General features: G+C 45.1%; 12 protein-coding genes and 1 tRNA gene. 2 read left to right on the top strand and 11 right to left on the bottom strand.

Annotated features, from left to right (window positions below; all coding sequences use genetic code 11):
- Positions 1 to 257: 257 nt before the first annotated feature.
- A complete protein-coding gene (locus tag HMPREF0106_RS22125) occupies positions 258 to 1580 on the bottom strand; it encodes a phage integrase SAM-like domain-containing protein (RefSeq protein ID WP_008642473.1) in 1323 nt (440 codons plus the stop codon).
- A gap of 106 nt (positions 1581 to 1686) precedes the next feature.
- Positions 1687 to 1758, bottom strand: a tRNA-Arg gene (locus HMPREF0106_RS22130).
- 330 nt (positions 1759 to 2088) lie between these two features.
- Between HMPREF0106_RS22130 and HMPREF0106_RS22135 the strand changes: the two genes are divergently transcribed.
- Entirely contained in the window at positions 2089 to 3939 is a 1851-nt protein-coding gene (locus tag HMPREF0106_RS22135; RefSeq protein ID WP_009038908.1) for a 2-oxoacid:acceptor oxidoreductase subunit alpha, read from the top strand.
- A gap of 3 nt (positions 3940 to 3942) precedes the next feature.
- Positions 3943 to 4953 carry a 2-oxoacid:ferredoxin oxidoreductase subunit beta gene (locus HMPREF0106_RS22140; RefSeq protein ID WP_008642470.1) on the top strand — a complete coding sequence of 337 codons (1011 nt, stop codon included), beginning with the start codon at positions 3943 to 3945 and terminating at the stop codon, positions 4951 to 4953.
- A 274-nt stretch (positions 4954 to 5227) separates the two neighbouring features.
- Here HMPREF0106_RS22140 and HMPREF0106_RS22145 read toward each other — a convergent pair whose 3' ends face one another.
- The 9 genes from HMPREF0106_RS22145 to HMPREF0106_RS22185 are packed head-to-tail and all read right to left on the bottom strand — an operon-like array spanning position 5228 to position 19797.
- Positions 5228 to 6418: an AGE family epimerase/isomerase gene (locus tag HMPREF0106_RS22145; RefSeq protein ID WP_009038907.1), complete on the bottom strand. Its 1191-nt coding sequence runs from the start codon at positions 6416 to 6418 to the stop codon at positions 5228 to 5230.
- Between the two features lie 12 nt (positions 6419 to 6430).
- Positions 6431 to 7804 (bottom strand): MFS transporter, encoded by a 1374-nt coding sequence (locus tag HMPREF0106_RS22150; RefSeq protein ID WP_009038906.1) that lies wholly within the window; start codon positions 7802 to 7804, stop codon positions 6431 to 6433.
- Positions 7805 to 7833: 29 nt separating this feature from the next.
- The gene (locus HMPREF0106_RS22155) at positions 7834 to 9006 is read right to left on the bottom strand and encodes a glycosidase (protein ID WP_032850975.1); all 1173 of its coding nucleotides are present in this window, start codon (positions 9004 to 9006) and stop codon (positions 7834 to 7836) included.
- A 41-nt stretch (positions 9007 to 9047) separates the two neighbouring features.
- Positions 9048 to 11258 (bottom strand): alpha-galactosidase, encoded by a 2211-nt coding sequence (locus HMPREF0106_RS22160; protein WP_009038904.1) that lies wholly within the window; start codon positions 11256 to 11258, stop codon positions 9048 to 9050.
- 6 nt (positions 11259 to 11264) lie between these two features.
- Positions 11265 to 12365 (bottom strand): glycoside hydrolase family 26 protein, encoded by a 1101-nt coding sequence (locus HMPREF0106_RS22165; protein WP_009038903.1) that lies wholly within the window; start codon positions 12363 to 12365, stop codon positions 11265 to 11267.
- A 17-nt stretch (positions 12366 to 12382) separates the two neighbouring features.
- On the bottom strand, positions 12383 to 13465 hold the full coding sequence (locus HMPREF0106_RS22170; RefSeq protein ID WP_009038902.1) for a glycosyl hydrolase: 1083 nt from the start codon (positions 13463 to 13465) through the stop codon (positions 12383 to 12385).
- Between the two features lie 19 nt (positions 13466 to 13484).
- Entirely contained in the window at positions 13485 to 14660 is a 1176-nt protein-coding gene (locus HMPREF0106_RS22175) for a glycan-binding surface protein (RefSeq protein ID WP_022276212.1), read from the bottom strand.
- A gap of 50 nt (positions 14661 to 14710) precedes the next feature.
- Entirely contained in the window at positions 14711 to 16522 is a 1812-nt protein-coding gene (locus tag HMPREF0106_RS22180; protein ID WP_009038900.1) for a RagB/SusD family nutrient uptake outer membrane protein, read from the bottom strand.
- 26 nt (positions 16523 to 16548) lie between these two features.
- Positions 16549 to 19797, bottom strand: coding sequence for a SusC/RagA family TonB-linked outer membrane protein (locus HMPREF0106_RS22185; protein ID WP_009038899.1), 3249 nt, complete (start codon positions 19795 to 19797; stop codon positions 16549 to 16551).
- Between the last annotated feature and the right edge of the window lie 82 nt (positions 19798 to 19879).

Below are 19879 nucleotides of genomic sequence, written 5' to 3'. Positions count from 1 at the left end.
TAACACACTGTATTTCAATCATTTGCAAATTTTGCTTAGGCAAAACGCTATTTTTAGGCTTAAAAATAACTATTTATTTGATTATCAGAATATTACAATTTTTGCTTAGGCAAAATCATTTTGCTTAGGCAATTTGCTTAGGCAAAATCTGCAACTATCTGATTATCAGAGATAATACAGATTTAGAGGATAGATAAACACCTATTAAAATTTTGCCTAAGCAAAAATAGGCTTGTAAATCACTGAACTATAACAGCTTACAAATTTTGCTTAGGCAAAACACGCTTATTTTTGGGTATATACTTCTTTTCTGTTACATCATCCAAAGATAGCTTGACATAATCCAATACCTTACGGTTGGCAGCATCTATGCTGTCCCACGATTTCGCAATATAAATATCCGTCACTCTCATATTTTCGTCCACGTGGTTAAGAGCTGTGTGAACGGTGTATTTATCTACTCCGGCTTCATTGCTTGCAATGGTTGCCCATGTATGCCTTGCTGCGTAAAACTCCAAATCATCTATTCCCAAATCATCACCAATCTTTTTCAAACCCTTGTTAATTGCAGCCGTAAAGCTATCCACGCTTGAATACAGCTTGTAGAAATTAAAGACCCTTTGCCCGGTATGGTCTTTATATTTTTTCATAAGGGCTTTTAGTTCAGGCTCTATCCTCACAGATATTTCCGCTTTGTCGGCTCTCCGATTCTTTGTTTTTGTCCGTTGGTATGTAATTCGTCCTTTCTTCAAATCCGTACAAGTGTACAAATCTACCGCATTCATTCCGATTAAGCAGAAACTCAAAAGAAAGACATCCTTTGCGAGATTGTACCTGTTTGTCCCCGGTTGCATAATCAAAGAATAAGGCAGCTCCGAAAATTTACGAAGTAAATCCGTAGAAATAGCCCTTTTTCTTGTAACTGGAACTTTGGGAATTTCCACCCTCTTAAAAGGAGAATAGGGAATGCGTATCAGCCCGGCATCCTCATCGTTAAACTCTTTCTTTGCTCGGTTGTGTATGGCTCTTAGCTGGGATATATATAGGCTCTGTGCCCTTTCTCCGTGATTGGCTTCGGGTTTGGAACGTGCCGGATTCTCTTTTATCCACTTTATCCAATCATTGACAAACTTAACCGTGATTTCTTTTATGCTCACGCTATCCCTGCCAACAAAGCGTACAAGGTTGTTAATAGCTACTTGGTAAGAAAGCGCATTGCCTGTATGCCCGGTTTCCTTTAAGTGCAATATGTATTGACGGGCATAAGCCACTATATCCAAATCGAAGTGTTCCCCATTGTCGTTAGTGATTGCATCTACCACCTGCTCAACGGTCATGGATTTAAGCCGTTCCCCCATGCGGTCACAAATGGAACGGTATTTCTTTATCATATCATCGGTGGCATCTATGTACTTTTGGTTTTTCAATTTGAAAGTCGTGCGTGTCAAATCATCCTTTGTCACGTAGTAAGTGGTCGGGATGTACTTTTTCCTCTTTTGGTGTATAACCCTTATCTTTATATTATATGTGCCGTCAGCCCTTTTTTGGTGAGCGTACACCTCTGCTTTGAATGTAGCCATAATCTTTGTAGAACTATAGTAGAACTTTTATCCGCAAATATACCTATTTTTTGCTGTAAATGCTGTAAAAAAGAAGTCCACCCCGTAATGGAATGGACTTGAAAAGTAGCTCCGAGGGGAATCGAACCCCTATCTAAAATTTAGGAAATTCTTGTTCTATCCGTTGAACTACAGAGCCTTATGTAATAATTATCGTTATAACTTCCTTTTCTTATTTACTATAAATCTAAATTTTACTACCTTTGCATTGTTTGGAAGAACATACGTTTAGGAAACTTCTATTCTATCCGTTGAACTACAAGGCCGCTTCAAATTTGCTTGCAAAGATAACGGTTTCTGTCGATTTAACAAGAATAAAAATGCAGGTTCCTTTCAGATATTTCAAATAATTGGCGTCAATAGGACAATAAAGTAGGATTTATTTTGATAATTCGATTAACTTTCCGACCTTTGCGCTCACAAATTGAAAGTAAAATCAGTTTTTAAATTAAATATAGTAATTAAAGTTATGGCAGACGAAATGATGGTTAAAGAATTGGAGGAAGTAGTAGTACGTTTCTCCGGCGACTCCGGCGACGGTATGCAGCTGGCCGGCAACATCTTCTCGAACGTGTCGGCTACAGTGGGAAATGACATCTGTACATTCCCTGACTATCCGGCAGACATCCGCGCCCCGCAAGGTTCGCTAACCGGTGTTTCCGGTTTCCAGGTCCACATCGGCGCCGGACAAGTTTACACTCCCGGAGACCGTTGCCACGTATTGGTGGCTATGAACCCTTCCGCACTGAAAACACAAATCAAATTCTGTAAACCGCAAGGACTTATCATCACCGACTCCGACTCATTCGAAGCCAGAGATTTGGAAAAGGCACAATTTAAAACCAACAATCCCTTTGAAGAATTAGGAATAAAACAGGAAGTATTGGAAGTTCCTATCTCTTCCATGTGCAAAGAGAGCCTGAAAGACTCCGGATTGGATAACAAATCAATTCTCCGTTGCAAAAACATGTTTGCACTCGGATTGGTTTGCTGGTTGTTCAACCGTAACCTTGCTGCTGCTGAAAAAATGCTGCGCGAGAAATTCGCCAAGAAACCCGAAATAGCAGAAGCTAATATTAAGGTATTGAACGATGGCTTCAACTACGGAGCAAACACTCATGCTTCTGTCTCTACTTATAAGATTGAAAGCAAAGCTCCGAAATCAAAAGGACTTTATACAGATATCAACGGTAATAAAGCAACCGCTTACGGACTGATTGCCGCAGCTGAAAAAGCAGGTCTGGGGCTCTACTTGGGTTCTTATCCTATCACTCCGGCTACTGATATTCTGCACGAATTAGCCAAGCATAAATCATTGGGAGTCAAAACTGTACAGTGCGAAGATGAAATAGCCGGTTGTGCTTCTGCAGTTGGTGCTGCTTTTGCCGGTGCTTTGGCAGTGACTACGACTTCCGGCCCCGGTGTTTGCCTGAAGAGTGAGGCGATGAACCTTGCTGTAATCGGTGAACTTCCATTGGTGATTGTCAATGTACAGCGTGGCGGTCCGTCTACCGGTCTTCCTACTAAATCAGAACAGACCGACTTATTACAGGCCCTTTACGGACGCAACGGCGAAAGCCCGATGCCTGTAATCGCCGCAACATCGCCGACCAACTGTTTCGACGCCGCTTATATGGCATGCAAGATTGCCTTGGAACACATGACTCCGGTTGTATTGCTGACTGATGCTTTCGTAGCTAACGGTTCTGCCGCATGGAAACTCCCTAATCTGGATGAATATCCTGCCATCAATCCTCCGTATGTGACCCCGGATATGGCCGGCAACTGGACTCCTTACCAACGTAATCCGGAAACAGGCGTACGCTACTGGGCTACTCCGGGAACTGAAGGATTCATGCACCGCATCGGTGGTCTTGAAAAGAGCAACGAAACAGGCGCTATCTCTACCGAACCCGAAAACCACAATAAGATGGTTCATCTGCGTCAGGCCAAAGTGGATAAAATTGCAGACTATATCCCCGAACTCGAAGTATTGGGTGACGAAGATGCAGACTTATTGATTGTGGGTTGGGGTGGTACTTACGGTCATCTCCGTCTGGCTATGGACTATATGCGCGAACATGGAAAGAAAGTGGCTTTCGTTCACTTCCAGTACATCAACCCGCTGCCGAAGAACACAGCCGATGTATTGCATAAATACAAGAAAATCGTGGTAGCTGAACAGAATCTGGGACAATTCGCAGGTTATTTGCGCATGAAAGTGCCCGGATTGAACATCAGCCAGTTCAACCAAGTGAAAGGACAGCCTTTCGTTACGAGAGAATTGATAGATGCATTCACTAAATTATTGGAGGAATAAAAGATGAGCGATAAAGTATATACCGTACAAGATTATAAATCAGGCCAACCACGCTGGTGTCCGGGATGCGGTGACCACGCTTTCCTGAACTCACTGCACAAAGCTATGGCCGAACTGGGAGTAGCTCCGCATGATATTGCCGTCATTTCCGGTATCGGTTGTTCTTCCCGTCTGCCTTACTATGTAAATACATATGGGTTCCACACTATCCACGGACGTGCCGCTGCTGTTGCAACAGGAGCTAAAGTAGCCAATCCCAATTTGACTATCTGGCAGATTTCCGGTGATGGTGACGGCCTTGCAATTGGTGGTAACCACTTCATCCACGCATTACGCCGTAATGTCGACCTGAATATGATTCTTCTGAACAACCGTATCTACGGTCTGACAAAAGGACAATATTCACCGACTTCAGAACGCGGACTTGTCACCAAATCATCTCCTTACGGAACAGTGGAAGACCCGTTCCATCCGGCAGAGCTGGCTTTTGGCGCCCGCGGACGTTTCTTTGCACGCTGCATTGCAGTAGATGGTGCCGCTTCTGTAGAAGTGTTGAAAGCAGCAGCCAATCACAAAGGTGCTTCTGTTGTAGAAGTTCTACAGAACTGCGTGATCTTCAACGACGGAACTCACGCCAGCGTTGCCACCAAAGAAGGACGTGCCAAGAATGCTATCTATCTGGAACATGGCAAACCGATGTTATTTGGTGAAAACAAGGAGTTCGGATTGATGCAGGAAGGCTTCGGGCTGAAGGTAGTGAAACTGGGTGAGAACGGTATCACAGAAAAGGATATCCTTATCCACGACGCACACTGCCAAGATAATACGCTTCAACTGAAGCTGGCTTTGATGGAAGGTCCCGACTTCCCGATTGCACTCGGTGTAATCCGTGATGTAGACGCTCCGACTTACAACGATGCTGTCGTTGAACAAATCGAAGAAATCAAAGGCAAGAAGAAATATCACAATTTCCAGGAGCTGTTGATGACTAATGATACTTGGGAAGTGAAGTAATTCACTGCTCATCAATAATATAAAAGCTGGAGGAAGGATAAAACAATCCCTTTCTCCAGCTTTCATTATAAATACACCTCAAGTTTGCTTAAAGGTCATCTTCAGTCATCCCACAGCATACTGGGCGTCACCCCACAAGCCGTGATTTGTTTCATGCCATGAAACCATTTGTTTCTCACCGAGAAACGAAATGTTTCAAGCAGGGAAACAAAGTGTTTCACGCCGAGAAACAAACAGTTCCAAACAGGGTTGGAACTAAACGACTGCAATGAAATCAAAAGCGCTCCATTATCTCCATACACATACGCCCGTTATGGTAAGGACATTTCCAAAATCCGGCTTTATCATCCTCACGGTTGACAGTCCCATCAGCCGAAAGGCTCCAGTACCATTCTCCATTTGCATAATCAATTAAATGCTTTTTGATGAACTCCCAACACCGGACAGCGCGTGACAAAGATAGCTTGTCACCGAAATGTTGATATAGATTCATAAATCCTACCACTGTTTCAGCTTGTACCCACCAATGCCGGTCGGCATCAATAGACGAACTGTTAGTCCGTAATTCGTAAATCATTCCTCCGTCGGAAAGAAAGCCCTCCGCAGCAGCTTCAGCCATCTCAACGATATACATTTCTATTTCGGTCAATAGTTGGCGGTCAGCAAGTACGAGTGCCGCCTCATGAATAAGCCACGACGCTTCAATATCATGACCGTAAGATATAATATGGTAATTGCTTCGCCAGTTGTCGTCAAAGAAAAGTTGCAGATGCCTTGTGTCCATATCCATAATCTCATCAATGAACAAACGGATAAGATTATGCAACCGGCTTTTCAGCATTTCATCCTTCCATACCCGAAAAAGATTGGTATAAGGCTCAAGAATATGCAAATGAGTATTCATCGTTTTGCGTTCATTAGCATCCTTGTCACTGAGACGCATATCTGCTATTTCTCCCCATTCTCTAGAAAACGCTTCATAATACCCATTTTTTCCTTTGTCAAAACAGTGCAATTCGATGTCATGAAAAAGGCGGACAGCATATTCCAAAGCCTCGTCGTCCGCCGTTGCCCGATGATACTCACTCAGTCCATAAATAGCAAATCCGATAGCGTAGACCTGCTTCTTTGTATCCAAAGGCTGCCCATGAGCATCTATGCTCCAATAAATTCCTCCAAATTGTGTATCATAAAAGCGGTCGATTATTTCACGTTTGGCACGAGTGGCAATTTCCAGATATTCGGTCTTATGCAACAGGCGGTAAGCAGCAGAGAACGTCCACAGAATGCGTGCATTCATGACAGCTCCCTTCTCCGCTTCAGCAACCAAACATTCCTGCCCTGTGATGCGACCGTAAAATCCTCCATTCCCTCTATCCTGCATTTTTTCTATCCAGTAAGGGAGAATATTAGTGGTAAGCACTTGTTGCACTTCCTCTTTCAGGCATTCAATAGTAGTTTCCATAATCCTAAATGTTTAATGTTGGTTTCTCTTCTGTTCCAGTTCCCCGATGATTTCTTTCATTCTTCTTTCGGATAGCGGATACATGCTGATGAATAAAATACTCAATAAGGTACCTATGGCAGGCAAAAAGCTGAGAAACATCCTGATACCATTAATAGCCTGGTCGTTTTGCACCACATTCGCCTGGAAACCGAAGTACCCCAACAACCAGCCAGTGACAGCGCTGCCGATTGCCCACCCGAACTTCTGGCTCATGGATGAAGAAGAAAATATCAGTCCGGTAGCCCTGTTACCCGTTTTAAGTTCGGAATAGTCTACACAATCGGCATACATGCTCCATAAAAGAGGGAAAATACTGCCGGCACAAATACTGATAAGTATCTGGAAAATAAAAATGAGTATGAGATTCTCTTTATCGAACCAGTAGAAAACGATACTGAGCACCGTTGCAACTACCATAGCCCACATATAAGTTCTTTTCTTCCCGATGCGGTTGCTGACCGGAGCGACCAAAACCACTCCGACAATATTAGCCGCCTGTCCAATAGCCAGGTACAGTCCGCTTAATACAAATGGGATACCTAGAAAAGTAACCGGCTCATTACTATTTTCTACAATAAAGTACTTGAAATAATACACAGTGGCACCGTCACGAATGGAATTGAAAATCAAGGCAGCAATACCCGCTCCCAACAAAATCCACCAGGGACGGTTGTGCAACAAATCTTTCAAATCATCTTTCAGCGGGGCTTGCTTCTCCCTGATAGGTTTCACACGCTCACGGGTCAAAGCAAAACAACCGATAAAAAAGACAGTACACATGACAGCTATCACAGTTACAGCCATTTCCCAACCATATTGCTCGCCATGTCCCTCGCTAAAAGCATTCACCATAGGCATGAACAGCAGCAATGCGATGAAACTGCCCAAATAGGCAAATACCATGCGGTAGACAGACAGTACATTGCGGTCGTGCGGTTCGGCACTCATTACACCTAACAGAGAAGCATAAGGCACATTGATAGCAGAATAAACCATCATCATCAGTGAGTAAGTAATATAAGCATATACAATCTTCGCCGTCATGCTCCATTCGGGAGTAGTAAAAGTAAGGATTCCGATGAAGGCAAACGGAAAAGCAAGAAATAGCAGATAAGGGCGGAACTTCCCCCACCGTGAATGAGTGCGGTCGGCAATGATTCCGACAATAGGATCGAATGCCGAATCCCATACACGAGTGACGAGGAACATAGTCCCCACAACGGCTGCCGACATTCCGAATACATCCGTATAGAATATCATAAGATAAGAGCCGAACAACTTCCAGAACATAGAGGAAGCCATGTCTCCCAAACCGTAGCCAATCTTTTCTTTTAGTTTTATCATGGTAGACCGTTATTTAAGGATGCTGTGCATCAACTCATCAATTTCAGGTTTTTCGCAATCTGGCGTTTCAGTGTTTCCACAGAAGCAGATGAAGAATAACCGTCTTGCGGAGTATTCAGACAATAATCCACCAATCGGTCTATGGTAGAAGTTGCCACATGCATACGTGTATCACTCGAAGCGTAATAAATGAATACTTTTCCGTCTTCATCTGCAATCCAGCCATTGGAAAACAGTACATTCGAAACATCTCCCACACGCTCCCCGCCTTCGGGAACCATGATTGCCCCGGCAGGAGAAGCTATCACACGCGTCGGGTCTTCAAGAGAAGTCATATACATATAAAGAACATATCTTAACCCGGCGGCACATCCGCGAACCCCATGTGCCAGATGCAGCCACCCTTTAGGAGTCTTGATAGGATGCGGCCCTTCTCCGTTCTTCACCTCTTTGATGGTATGATAATAGCGCCGGTCGATAATCGTTTCCTCTCTTACCTCCGCATGAGTCATATCGTCCACCAATGCCCAGCCGATTCCCCCTCCGCTTCCGGCATCGATGAATCCGTCCTGCGGACGGGTGTAAAGTGCATATTTCCCATTGACGAATTCGGGATGAAGCACGACATTGCGTTGCTGGCTTCCGGTCTTCAAATCAGGCAGCCGCTCCCAGTTCACAAAATCTTTGGTGCGAGCTATGGCAGCAGTGGCAGTTGCCGACGACAAGTCGCCCGCCGGTGCTGCCGGGTCATGTCTTTCCGCACAGAAAATGCCGTACACCCAGCCGTCTTCATGCGCCGTAAGGCGCATATCATAAATATTGGTAGCCGGAATCACATCTTCGGGCATCGTAATAGGATAATCCCAAAAACGGAAATTGTCAATGCCATTAGGACTCTCGGCCACCGCAAAAAACGATTTACGGTCGGCACCTTCCACACGTACTACCAACAGGTACTTGCCGTTCCATTTAATAGCTCCGGAATTCAATGTAGCGTTCATACCGATACGCTCCATCAGATTAGGGTTGGATTCAGGATCCAAATCATAACGCCAGAAGACAGGAGTATGGGCAGCTGTCAGTATCGGATACTTATAACGGGTGAAAATACCGTTACCGTCTTCCAAAGGCACATTCTTGCGGGTAATCAGTTTATTGTAATCATCAAACAGAGTATTCAACTTCTCTTTAAATGTAATCATATCAATCGTCAAATTAAATATCGTTATTCTCTTATATATATTCACTTAACCTCTTCCAGATAAAGTACCCGGCTGGAATAATCACTCAACTTATGGTAATCCACTTTGTGATTATAAGGCATTTCCAGCCCGTTCGCCATCAGATACGCACCGCTGAAAGCTTTTCCTTCGTAATCCAGAGGCTGGTTGTCTATCTTGTTCAGCTCGGTCACCTTATAAATCTTATCCGGATGAAGCCCCGCCATCCTGATACGCGGCAAATGCTGGTTGCAAAAATGCTCGGTCTTCCACCAATAGAACACAGCCTTCTCTTTTTCCGGTGCGACATACATCAGCGAAGCTGCTCCAAGCCTGTCATACGGAGAAAGCAACCGGTAAATATCTCCCAACTGTACCACAGGACGAATCATTTTATAATCAGCAATAGCTTTACGGCATAGCTCTTTCTCTTCGCCTGTCATATTCTTGGGCTGTATTTCCATTCCCAAACGACCGCTCATAGCCACATCAATACGATATTTCAAAGGAATGGTGCGGAAAGTCTGATGATTGGGCGCAGCACTGATATGTGAGGCCATAGCTATAGCCGGAAAGAAATAAGAGGCTCCCCATTGCATATAAATTCGTTGCAACGCATCCGTATTGTCACTCACCCAAAACTCATCAAAGTAAGGAAGCACTCCATAATTGGCACGCCCGCCTCCACTGGCACACGCCTGTATGGTGAGTTCCGGATATTTGGCACGTATCCGGCGGCAAACATTCTCAAATCCCCGATGATAGGCAATATACAGATGACTTTGTTCATCCTTCGGCAGATAGTCCGACCCATGATTCATAATAGCCATGTTCGCATCCCATTTGATGTAATCTATTTCCGGATAATTGGTCATCAAAGTGTCTACAAGATTGAATATGAAATCCTGCACCTGCGGATTACCCAAGTCAAGCACCACCTGCGTCCCTCCACGCCCCAATACCGGTTCGCGCAAGGGAGCTTTCAATATCCATTCCGGATGTTTTTCGTAAAGTTCGCTAGTGGTATTGGCCATTTCCGGTTCAATCCATATACCGAACTTCACCTTATATTGGCGGGCATCGTCCACCAATTTACGGATACCACCGGGCAGCTTCCCGGTATCCACCTTCCAGTCGCCCAATGAAGAATTATCAGAGTTGCGTTTGTATTTATCGCCAAACCACCCGTCATCCATCACAAACAGTTCACCGCCCATAGATGCGATATCTCCCATCATCTGGTTCATACCGTTCTCGTTGATATCAAAATACACTCCTTCCCAACTGTTCAGCAATATTTTACGGAGAGAATTTCCATGCGCCAGTTTGTATTTGCGCGCCCAACGATGAAAGTTACGGCTGCATCCGCTCAACCCTTCGGCACTATAAGTCAATGCTAAAGCCGGAGTTATGAAAAGCTCTCCTTTCTTCAAGTTATAAACTGAATTTTCTTCATTTATGCCGGCATAAAACTGGTGATATTCACTGTCGTCCGTATCAATGCGCAGTTTGTAGTTTCCGCCATAACAAAGAGCTGCTCCAATGACATTGCCATAGTTCTCCTGAGGTTTCCCGTCAAGCGAGAACATCACCTCGGCATGTGCCGTATGTGAATTTCTCACACCGTCCCGGTTCTTTATCACTTTCATGCCCGGTTCAAGAGGTTCCTGCACAAGCCTTCCCTCGTTGGCCCATGAGCCATACAGACTTGATAACCACACATCTCCCCTTCTCACAGGCAGAAAAGCCGAATCAAACTTACGTAACATAACGTTCTTTTTCTCCGCATGGGCTATCTCCGTCCAAGTCTCTATGATATCGACATCGGAGTAGGCCTTGTAGCACACATTCACAGAAAACGGATAGACCTTGTCTTTCAGTTTAATGACAGCAGTAACTGCTCCGTCAGTGTTCTTTATTTCCGTACCGGCCACTTCCATTTGCAAAGTCATATTTCCGTCGGCATGAGTCACTGCCAGCGCCGACTCACCCGGGCAGTTCATACCATATACCGGATAAGCCGCATGTTGCATGGTAGGTGCATTATAAACTTCGCGACAGTCATTTTCAGTAAGCTTACTGCCATAATATACATACTTCAACTCTCCTCCCGCCGGAGCCGAGAGCACCAGTGAGGTACGAGGGGTTGACAAATGTATATTTTGGGCAGCCAGGTCTCCTGTTACAAACAAAAGCATAGTAAACAGGCAGATTCTAATCAGGTTCTTCATCATGTTTCCTTATTTATAGAGTTCAAAATTGTCTCCGACAAACAATATTTTCGGAGACCGACTGAATTTCACAAAATCATCGGCAGATACTTGTCCGGGATAGGGAGCATAATAATGAGTGGACTTTTCACGCGCATTACGCCAAACCAATACATAACTGAGGGGATATTTCTCAATGACAGGCAACAGAGTCCCTGTCCACCACAAAGAATCGGGAATGCCTTCCAATCCTGTTTCGGTCAGAGCAATAGGCTTATCGTGCTTCTTGCCCGCCTCGGTTAGAATCGTCAGCATCTTGTTCAATTGCTTGATATACTGGGAACGTTCAAACTGATATACATCCGTACCGAGAACATCTATAATATCATCCCCCGGATAGCGTTCAAGATATTCCTCAACCGTATCAGATTCCATTCCCGGAGAGTAAGCTAACAGCACATTATTCACTCCCTTCAGACGCAAACGGTCATTAGTCATCCGCCAAAGAGTCTTGTACTGTTCCGAAGAGCACAAATCCTTTCCCCACCAAAACCAGCTTCCGGTATGTTCATGCCAAGGGCGGAACACCACAGGAATGAGTACCCCCTCCTTCGTCTTCAGCGAAAGCAGGAAATCGGCCACACGGTCTATCCATTCGAGCATTTTCACATGGTTCTCTCCCCCTTGCATGACAGAAGCCACTACGGTGCTATCGGTCACATCCCATGAGTCACCGCCCGTTTTCGGATTACGTACATGCCAACTGAGCGAAATCATGCCGCCACGGGCATACTGCTCGATAATATATTCACGAAGATGCGCAAAGGATACTTTGTCAAGATTATGTGTTCCTCCGAGTTCAATCTCGCCCAAATCGAAAGACATCACCCCCGGATAGGCACCGCAGACACTTTTAACATCGCTACGACCCTTATCTCCTTCCCAGCCTATTCCGTAAGCAGTATCATCATGATGACCGAAAAGAATGCCTTTCCGTTCCGCCTGTTTCAAGTTCTGCAACAAGGCAACTGTTTCCGGAGTTTTTCCACCGGTCTCTCCACTTCCGCTACATGCAGTCGGCAAGAGGAGGCAAAATATCGCATTAATAGTCAGAATAATATATTTCATCATAAAAGTTGAATAGTCTGTTATTTAAACGAGGGCAAATCACTACGGCAAATTACACCAGGCTGGCTGAAAGCGTTGTTCCACCAGGCTTTGTCGGCATGTTCGTGCTGTCCGGAATTAAAAACAGGCGCAGTAGTGTCCTTTGTCACTTCATAATCATACCAAGTCATGAACCATGCCCATTGGACTCCGACTGCCAGTTGCTTGTCTATGGTTGCCACATCACCACATTCGCTAAGTGCAATCAGCTTGTCCGGAAAAGCTTTTTTTAGTGCATCAAAATCCATTGCCAGTCCGGCAGCGCTGGTCTTGTGGTACACGTCCCGTCCGATAATATCCACGTATGCATCACCGGGATACCAGTCCCTGTCATTCGTTTCGCTAGTCCATACCCAGATAAGATTGTTCAGTCCTTTCTGCTTGAAAGTCTCATATACGAGTTTCCAGAGCCGTTTGTATGAAGCTGCATCTTTCCCCCACCAGAACCATTTGCCTGCAGCTTCGTGCAACGGTCTCCAAATTACAGGAATATTCTTCTGCTTCAAAAGCAGTAAGTAACCCGCCAATTCTTCCAAATCGGCTTTAATGATTTCATTTTCCCGGGTTCCCTCCTGCAATGCCTTGGCGATGTCAAAATCCGTTTCACTAATCATACATTTATACTCACTGCTATTTTCCGTGACCGGTACATTCCAATGCCAGCATGCAGCAACCAATCCTCCGGCATTCCACCAGTCTTCAACAACCGATGTCTTATTATAATCAATCCAGTCGGCCGGTGAAGCGGGAAGGTTCATGTAATCAAAGCAGGCAATGGCAGGATGCTTCCCGGTCTGACGGTTTACCCATATTGCTTCATTGACGTTCCATGCCACGTTCGCCATTGTACTGCTTAAGGTTTTTCTCCCCCAGCAGTTTCTCAGATATGTATACACTTTCTTAGCCTCAACGGATGCACCTTCGGTGCAAAGTTCTTTCTTTATCAATGAATTGTCCACCGGTTCCGGCTCCGGAACCGGAAAGTCTTCCCCGGACGAGGAAGAGCATCCCGCTCCTATGCCGCAAAAGATGAAATAAATCAAAAAGTTATATATATTCTTCATACCTATTTTTTATAATCATTTACCGGATTTTCTTCTCAATACGGATATTGGCGAAACTGTGGTCTACGTTCCAATCCGAATTGGGTTGGAGAATGAATGACAACCCTGTCCATCCTTCCGAGAAAGCATTGCCCGACACAGTCTGCAAATCAATCGAAACAGTACACCACTTCCCGTAAGTATTGAAACTGCCATTCGCAGAAGGATTCCACGGATAATTGCCATTATTAAGCTGAATCAGATAGCCATATCCAGCCGAATCGTAGAACGGATGTCCCGTCGGAGAGTAAACCTCAAACTTAAAGTTGTAATCGGCAGGAGCTGCCGCCACATCAGCCGGACAGTTGAATCCTCCGCAAACAAGATTCGTCCAATTCCAGGCACCATAACTGCCGGTTACTCTAAAATAAGGTCCATAGAGAATCTCGGGCTCATTGTCGCCTGCTTCATTAATGATAAGTTCTTTGCCTGCCCAGAGTCCGTAATCATCAGGATGAGAAAGGTTCCAGATAATCGCATCCGTCATACGATAAGGGATTTTTTCGGTATGTGCAACAGAACCCGCTCCCATATAACTCACTTCGATGACAGAGTTATCCTGAGCATCTTCAGGAATGACAACTGACATATATTTGTCCGAGATGGAATCTACCTCAAGCTCGACACCATTCATTTTGACAGTAGAAGTGGAATTCGCGCCTCCGAACCCATAGAGGTCGAAGTATTTACCTTTCAGCTGTACAGATGTGCCGGGAAGAGCAAACTCATTATACAGACCGTCCACCTGAACCAAAGGTACAGACACCGTGAAATCATAAGTGGTACTTCCCAACTCCGTTTCATAATAGAGTTTATTATTCACTTCCAACGGAATCTGACGGGGAATGGGAAGGTAGGCACTGCCGGCAGTCGCATATACCTCACCGACAGGAAGTTCAACATCATTGAACATCACTTTCCTCACACGGCTTAAATTGGAACCGTCGAGTACAATCATCTGCTCCAGATTTCCGTCAGTGATTGGCAACAATTTATCCCTGTCTTTGGAGTCATACACAGCGTCAATAACGGGGGCACCGCTTGACGCCATTTCGTCATCATAATTATCATTATAGGTCACTATGTCCTGACAAGCACCAAAGCTCAACGCCATACAGCACATAAGAGTTATGGATTTGAAAGATAATCTTTTCATGAAATATTGATTTTAAATTTCTGACTTTATTCTAGAATAGGGAAGGCACTTTAACTCCAACCCGGATTATTGCTGTCAATCGCTTCATTAGTAGAAACCTCATCAGAAGGCAATGGAAAGAGCAAATGACGCTGTTCACGATGTTTGTTCACACCGGCTTCATCGTAGTGGGTCTGAGAACCGTCCTTGTTGATTCCGCCGATAGAGTTCATCACTTCCACATAGATTCCCCAACGAATCAAATCCCATCGCCTGTCTCCTTCCAGCGCAAGTTCTTTGGCACGTTCTTCAAAAATGGCGGAACGCAGGGCTTGTTTGGAAGCAATGGCTCCATCACCGGAACTTGATGCAAGAGTAGCATTCGAACGGATACGTACCCTATTCAATGCACTGATAGCCTCCGAAGATACTCCATTATCCAATTCACATTTCGCTTCTGCGTAAATCAGCACGATGTCAGCCAGACGAAGGAAAGGCCAGTAGGCATCCGATTTTTTCTGTGTGGCGTCTGTAACGTCTGCATATTTGTTGGTGAATGCCAGACACTCGTTCGATACGTTAAAGTAATAGTTACGTCCGTCGTTGTAGGGAGCTTCCGGTTCTGCCACATAATTTCCGTTAGCATCATAGCCTGTGGCCTTCAGCACGTACTCCGGCGTGTTCGGATAGAAAAAGCCGCTCTTCGGTTTTCCCTCTTCGTCCTGATAGCTTACTATAAAACGATGTTTCACTCCTTGTGTGACACGGTAATCCTGAGAGGTGAACAGAGTATACCAGTGATAACGGTTGCCGATATACAGACCGCTGGCCACTACACCGCGTCCATTGTCAATCCCATTATACCATTCAAAGATACTGTTTCCATAAAGTTCATCACCGTTGGCACCTTGCAAGGCAAACAGGTGTTCGGTACTTTGCCCCAGTCCGGAACGCTTCCACAGTTGGTCATAAGGAAGCAGGTCATGGCTGCCGTAGTTGTTGTCCGGAGTAGGATAGAGCAGATATCCCGCCCATTTGGCAGCCTTTTCATAGCAATCCCTCCAATCGAAACTTTCGTAACCTTTCACCTGAGTCTTTACAAACTCCCGCCTTACAGGCATATCCAAGACTTTATCGTCACCATTGTATGAATAAGACGAACCGGTCATCACTGTCATTTTCTCACCTGCAGGAAGTGCACCGGAAGCCATGGTTGCATATACTTTAGCGAGCAGTCCGACAGCTGTTCCTGCACATACATGCCCTGTCTGATACTCTGCATCCGTATTCTTATAAAGACGGGGAATGGCTTCCTCTTCCAAAAGACGAACTATTTCAGCATAGACATCGGCTATCGGACGGCGAGGATTGTTGTATCCCGCCCCGTCCGTGACAGCCCTGTCAAACAACGGAATCTCACCATACGCCTTTACCAGCATAAAATAGGCAAAAGCCTTTTGGAAATACACCTCACCCAGACCATTCGTCTTTACCCGTTCATCGGCACCCGTGATTGCATTGATATATTTAATAGCCACATTAGCGCGATTAATCAAGTTATAGCAACCCTTCCAAATGGTATTGGTCACATCATCTCCCTGATAATTGCCGGCACCTGCATTGCTGAATGCCCAGTCAGGACCGGAAGCATAGTCACAGTCCATATCAAGCACGCGGGGGAAATTCCCCCAACGGAACATATCGTCCGCCCATTTACTGTACACGCCGGTCACCCATTGGCTGACTGCAGCATCATCGTTGCCCACCTCTTCCGGGCCCACAAAAGAATATGGCTTTTCGCTTAAGAAATCCTGGCAAGCGGAGAAAGTTGTCATGCCTGCTAAAGAAAGAGATAACAGGATATATATTTTTTTCAGTTTCATGGAGTTACATTTAATTGTTTATCATCTTAAAAATCTACTTTCATGCCCAATGAGAATGTGCGGCTGCTGGGATAGGAATACACATCAACACCACGCCGGGAGGCATCCGAACCGAAAGCATTCACTTCGGGGTCGAACCAGCTATAGCCGGTAATGGTGAAGAGATTGGTTGCGCTGGCATACACATTGACATTGCTGATACCTTTGAAATTAGGTTTCCAGACATACCCGATATTCAAGCTTTTCAGCTTCAAGTAAGAGCCGTCTTCTACATAACGGTTAGAGATAAGCATATTACGTTCGTAGCCCGAAACGGCTTTCGGCCACTTTGCCTGGGCGGCATTGGCTTCTGTCCAGCGGGTATTATAGGCTTCACGGGTGATATTACCCACATTCCCCATCTTCATATCCATCAGGTTGCCATTGAAAATGTCGTTTCCCTGACTTCCTTGCAGGAAAAAGCTCAATGTAACGCCCTTCCACTCGAAGTTGCTGGTAAGTCCATAAACAAAATCAGGATTCGTATCTCCGATAATCACCCGGTCGGCCGAAGTAATATCGGGATTATCATCAAAGTTCCTGTATTTTATTTCACCAATCATACCGGCGCCTTTTGCGCGGATATCTGCACTGGGCGAAGCCATCACCTCTGCCAGATTATCATAGAATCCATCTTCTACATAACCATATATAGCCCCGATAGGACAACCGTTGCGCTGTATGAACACCTCATCAGCCGAACTCCATAATTTCTGCGCAAACTGGTCAGCTTTCAGTCCGCCAATCCTGTTGCGGTTGAACGAGATATTCGCATCGATATTCCATTTCAGCGGTGTATTCTGCAACACATAGAACTTACCGGTCAGTTCAAGCCCTTCATTAGTGATGTGTCCGCTATTGACCATCATGCTACCGAAACCGGTACTTGAAGGGATTTTCACATCCTGAAGCAAATCGCGTGTTTTCTTATGATAATAATCCACCGTCAGGTTAATGCGGTTATTCAAGAATCCCATATCAATTCCCACATTATATTGGGCAGTCGTCTCCCAACGCAAGTCATCGGAAACCGGGCCTCTCCAGTCCACTTCGGCAAAGCCGCTGTTGATAGCCCCGCCAAAAGGATAGTTTGCCATATTAAGCATTGGCAGCGTACGATAACTTCCGATACCTTGGTTACCCGTTTCACCATAACTCAGGCGCAACTTCAAGTTACTGAATATCCCCAAGTCTTTGATAAACTTCTCTTCCGACATACGCCATGCAATAGCTCCGGAAAGGAAACTAGCCCACTTGTTCTTATCGGTAAACTTACTCGAACCGTCAGCACGACAAGATGCAGTAAGGATATATTTATCCATGAGAGTGTAATTGACACGTGCCAGGAATGAAGCTAAAGCTGCATCTCCCCTGTCAGACCTCAATTTGCCCGGATTAGCTCCCAAACTCATATCGAAATCCTGAGTGATGTCGTTGGGAAATCCCGTGGCCGACATTGCTTTGCTTCCCCAACTGGATTTCTCTGCCGTAAAACCTGCCACCGCATTAACGCTATGGATACCGAACGTCTTATCGAACGTCAGCAGTGATTCGGCGGTGATTCCCAACCACCAGTTGCTTGACTGTTCGGCCTTGCCATTGATATTAGTAGTGGACGAACCTTCCTGCGTTTCGCGGCCATAGTACATACCACGGTCATTGTTAGTGTAACTGATACCCAAATTCTGTCTGAACTTCAGAAAAGGCAAAAGTTTAACCTCCATATAGCTTGAATTGAACACATTTATGCTGCGCAAATTATCTTTTGTGTTGGTTATATAAGCCAACGGATTAGATGCAAGCCAGCTCAATTCACCAGTTTCCGCTTTATTCTTCTGCGGATCATACGTCGAGGGGAACACCAATGCAGAACGGATAACACCACAATCAGAAGAGTTGGTCTTCGAGAAATCCGTATCAGTATGCGTGAAACTGGTATTCATGCCCATTTCCAACCATTTGGTTATATACCTACCTATATTGGAACGTAACGAATAACGGGTAAAACCGGAATTCTTGATGATACCATCCTGTTTGAGGAAATTACCGGAGAATGAGTGCCAACCCTTGTCCGAACCGCCCGATACACTGATATTATATTCCTGCGAAAAGCCGTTCTGATAAATCAAATCCTGCCAGTCGGCCACCCCCACATAGGAAATGTTACCATATTCATCTACATAATCACCCGGTCGGAGGAAGTCTTCCGGTGCCGGCAGGTATTTGCCTGCAGAAGTATCGTTTCCGCCACCCGGCAAGGCCGGATATTCCCAAGCCCCGGGATACGGCAGCTTGCCATAAGGCTTATTACTATATTTATAATCATTAAGCACTTGTTCGTTTTGATAATTGGCATAAGTGAATGCGTCGAGCACATCCATACGTTTCGCTATCTTCGAGAATGTAAAGTTGGCACTGAATTCCACCTTTTCATTTCCCTTCTCACCTCGTTTGGTGGTTATGATAACAACCCCGTTCGCCCCACGGGAACCATATATGGCAGTCGCAGAAGCATCTTTCAAGACATCAATACTCTGAATGTCGTGCGGATTGATAAATGCCAATGGGTTTGATTTATTCTGACTGTTATTCGTGTCACTTGCAGGAGTATCTCCCGTATCAAACGGCACGCCGTCTACAATATAAAGAGGTTGTGAGTTGGTAGAGAAAGAGTTCGTACCACGAATTTGAATACTGATGCCGCCCCCCGGAGCGCCGTCACTCTGATTCACCTGCACACCGGCAATCTTGCCCGCCAACCCCTTACTCAAATCAGTAGGATTGCCTTTCATCAGGTCGTCACTTTTTATCTGCGAAACGGCACCGCTCAAATCACGTTTCTTCATTGTACCATAACCCACTACGACAACCTCGTCCAGCAGTTCCGCATCATCCTTAAGAACAACAGTCACCCGGGCCTGTCCGTTCTTTAAGGATACTTCCTGCTGCTTATAGCCAATAAAGCTGACCTGTAAAACCGCCCCTTGCGAAACGGTTAATGTAAAATCACCGTTCAAATCAGTGATAGTTCCGTTTGTCGTACCTTTCTGTACTACATTTGCACCAATCACCGGTTCTCCCGAAGCATCCGTCACCCGTCCTTTTATTTTAACGGATTGCTGTTGTATCATTGCTGTCGTGTCGGCAGACGCATTAGCGGGAAGAGGAACACCACTAACCAGAGATGCCAGGCAGAGCCCTGTGATAAATACTGTTTTTCTGGATTTTAGATTCATAATATAAATATTTGATAGGTTTTTATTCTGTCGATTTAAGGACTTCCTTTTGACTGTGGCAAATGTACGAATAAAAAAGTAC

It is taken from the genome of Bacteroides sp. D22 (assembly GCF_000163675.1).
Lineage (GTDB): Bacteria > Bacteroidota > Bacteroidia > Bacteroidales > Bacteroidaceae > Bacteroides > Bacteroides xylanisolvens.
Note: the sequence above shows the minus strand (reverse complement) of the source record. Positions and strands in the feature narration are given on the sequence as shown.